2 protein-coding genes and 1 pseudogene are annotated in these 3102 nt (G+C 74.8%); all 3 read right to left on the bottom strand.

The genetic code is table 11. The features are described from left to right. Window positions 1–104: 104 nt before the first annotated feature. Window positions 105–782, bottom strand: a complete 678-nt coding sequence (locus SSNG_RS06250; RefSeq protein WP_042800616.1) for a DUF5995 family protein — start codon at window positions 780–782, stop codon at window positions 105–107. 76 nt (window positions 783–858) lie between these two features. Beyond that, entirely contained in the window at window positions 859–2265 is a 1407-nt protein-coding gene (locus tag SSNG_RS06245) for a solute carrier family 23 protein (RefSeq protein ID WP_007262961.1), read from the bottom strand. A 93-nt stretch (window positions 2266–2358) separates the two neighbouring features. Further along, window positions 2359–3102, bottom strand: a pseudogene (locus SSNG_RS06240) (MFS transporter); the annotation flags it as partial.

The following is a 3102-nucleotide window of genomic DNA, read 5'->3' as shown; positions in this document are numbered from 1 at the left end:
CCCCCAGGGAACGGGCGAAGGGTGGGGCGGGGAGCAAGCCCGCGCAGCGGCACCCCGTACCCGTGACGGCGGCACCCGGTCGCGCGGCACTGCGCAGCGGGGGGTCACCAGGACGTCGGGCAGCACCGCGCAGCGGAGCGGCGGGCCGTCGGCGTCAGAAGGCAGCGCCCCACCAGGCCGACCCCGGCGTCGAGGGACTCCTCGAACTCCTCCGCCAGGTCGGGCGAGCGCCGCAGCGTCCACAGCAGGCGGGCCGACGCCCAGGCGCCCGCCCGGGCCCGCTCCAGGCTCCAGGAGCCCAGCAGGTGCGTGAGCGGGTCGGCGACCTCCAGGAGGTCCGGGCCCGGCATCAGGTCCTCCCGGATGCGCTCCTCCAGGGAGACCAGAGTGTCGCCGACCTGGTGGAAGTCGGCTTCGAGGGCTGCCGGCGGGCAGTCCAGGGCGCGGCAGGCGGACACCACCGCCAGGGCCAGGTCGTGCCCGATGTGGGCGTTGATGCCCGCCAGCGCGTGCTGGAGCGGCCGCACGCCCGGGTGGCGCCGGTACTGGAGGAGCGGGCGCCAGCAGGCCGGCGCCCGGTCCGCCTCCACCGCCGCCAGGTACCGCTCCGCGAACCGCACGGCCAGCGTCTGCGCCCGCCGCGGCGCCGGGAACTCGCCCTGGCCGATCCGCCGGTGCAGGGTCTGCGTCACGGTCATGTACACCCGGTTGAAGACGGCGACACCGTCCTGCGCGGGGAGCCGCTCGTCCAGGGCGCGCATCCGCGCGAGTACCGCTTCCATGCAGGGCAGCGTCCCAGCCCGGACGCCCCGCGCGGGGAACTTGGCCGTGCGCTTCGCCGGTTCGGGCGAAGGGCCGTCAACCCCGCTTGCCGCCCCCGGCGTCGGTGTCCGCGTCCGCGTCGTAGTCGGACGTGCCCGCGTCCAGCAGCGGCTCCTGCTCCTTCAGGTGCGCGGGGGCGAAGTAGCGCAGCGCGTGGTAGCCGGTGATCACCACGATCGTGCCGAGCGCGATGCCGCCCAGCTCGAAGCTGTCGGTGAAGTGCAGCTTGACCCCGCCGACGCCGATGATGATGCCCGCCGCGGCCGGCACCAGGTTCAGCGGGTTGCGCAGGTCCACCCGGCCGTTCAGCCAGATCTGCGCGCCGAGCAGGCCGATCATGCCGTACAGGATCACCGTGATGCCGCCCAGCACGCCGCCGGGGATCGCGGCCACGACCGCGCCGAACTTGGGGCACAGGCCGAAGAGCAGGGCGAAGCCGGCCGCCGCCCAGTAGGCTGCCGTGGAGTAGACGCGGGTGGCGGCCATGACGCCGATGTTCTCGGAGTACGTGGTGTTCGGCGGGCCGCCGACCGCGGTGGACAGCATGGACGCCGCGCCGTCGGCGGCGATGGCGGTGCCGAGCTTGTCGTCGAGGGGGTCGCCGGTCATCTCGCCGACGGCCTTGATGTGCCCGGCGTTCTCGGCGATCAGCGCGATCACCACCGGCAGCGCGATCAGGATGGCCGACCACTCGAAGGACGGCGCGTGGAAGGACGGCAGCCCGATCCAGTCGGCCTTGCCCACGCCGGAGAGGTCGAGCCGCCAGTGGTCCACGGCCTCGGAGCCGCCCACCGTGGAGTGGATCTTGCCGAAGACCAGGTCGAAGACCCAGGAGACGGCGTACCCGAACACCAGGCCCAGGAAGATCGCGATGCGCGACCAGAACCCGCGCAGGCACACCACCGCGAGCCCGGTGAACAGCATGGTCAGCAGCGCCGTCCACTGGTCCTGCGGCCAGTACGTCGAGGCCGTCACCGGCGCCAGGTTGAAGCCGATCAGCATCACGACCGCGCCCGTCACCACCGGCGGCATCGCCGCGTGGATGATCCGCGCCCCGAACCGCTGGACGGCCAGACCCGCCAGGAACAGCGCCGCGCCCACGGTGAAGACCGCGCCGGTGACCACCGCGCTGTCCCCGCCGCCCGCCCGGATCGCCGCAGCGACGCCCACGAAGGAGAGCGAGCAGCCCAGGTAGGAGGGGACCCGGCCGCGCGTCGCGAGGAGGAAGACCACCGTCGCGATGCCCGACATCATGATCGCCAGGTTCGGGTCCAGGCCCATCAGGACCGGTGCGACGAAGCTGGCGCCGAACATCGCCACGACGTGCTGGGCGCCGAGTCCGGCGGTGCGCGGCCACGACAGCCGCTCCTCGGGCCGCACCACCGCGCCGGGAGCGGGCGTCCGCCCGTCTCCGTGCAGGGTCCAGCGCACGCCGAAGCCCATGTCCCACCACTTCCGTTCCGTCGGCCGATCAAGGATCCTGGCCGCCTGCCGGTAGATCACCAAGGAGATCACCGCAGCGGGCCAGCGGATATATTACGGCCGGATAGGTGCTGGTTCGTCCCGATTGGCGGGAGCAGCCCCGCCCGGCACCCGCCCGGTCCGCAGCACCCCGGCCCCGAAGGTCAGCGCGCCCGCCAGCAGGGTCACCAGCCCGAACGACACCACCAGCGAGCTGGCGTCCGCCACCGCCCCGATCGCCGACGGCGCGACCAGCCCCGAGGTGTACGTGATCGTCGCGACCCCGGCGATTGCCCTGGCCCCGGAGCCGGCCCGCTGCGCGCCGCCGCCGCGAAGGCCAGCGGCACCACCACCGCGATGCCGAGCCCGATCAGCCCGAAGCCGGCCATGGCCGCCGCGGGCTCCCGGACGCCGACCACCAGCAGCCCGCCCGCGACGGCCAGCACCCCGCCCGCCCGTACGGTCCGCACCGCCCCGAACCGGTCCACCACCCGGTCCCCGGCCAGCCGGGCCAGCGCCATGGTCAGCGCGAACGCGGTGGTGGAGGCGGCCGCCGGCCCGGCCGCCGAGCCCAGCACGTCCCGCAGGTACACCGCCGACCAGTCCAGGCTCGCCCCCTCCGCGAAGACCGCGCAGAAGCCCACCCCGCCGATCAGCAGGGCCGCCCTCGGCGGCCGGGCGAAGCGCGGCGGGGCCTCCTCCTCGCGGGCGGCGCGCAGGTCCAGCACCCCGCGTACGGCGACCAGCCCGGCGGCCGTCAGGGCCAGCGCCGCGGGCAGGTGGTGCAGCCGGGCGTCGGCCTCCGCGTGCGCGGCGACC

This window comes from Streptomyces sp. C (genome assembly GCF_000158895.1).
GTDB lineage: Bacteria > Actinomycetota > Actinomycetes > Streptomycetales > Streptomycetaceae > Streptomyces > Streptomyces racemochromogenes.
The sequence above is the reverse complement of the archived record's forward strand: the minus strand, read 5'-3'. Positions and strand labels throughout refer to the sequence as shown.

Bases quoted from the DNA above. Each gene is read 5' to 3' on its own strand.
- SSNG_RS06250 (WP_042800616.1), bottom strand. From the start codon at position 782: ATGGAAGCGGTACTCGCGCGGATGCGCGCCCTGGACGAGCGGCTCCCC.
- SSNG_RS06245 (WP_007262961.1), bottom strand. From the start codon at position 2,265: ATGGGCTTCGGCGTGCGCTGGACCCTGCACGGAGACGGGCGGACGCCC.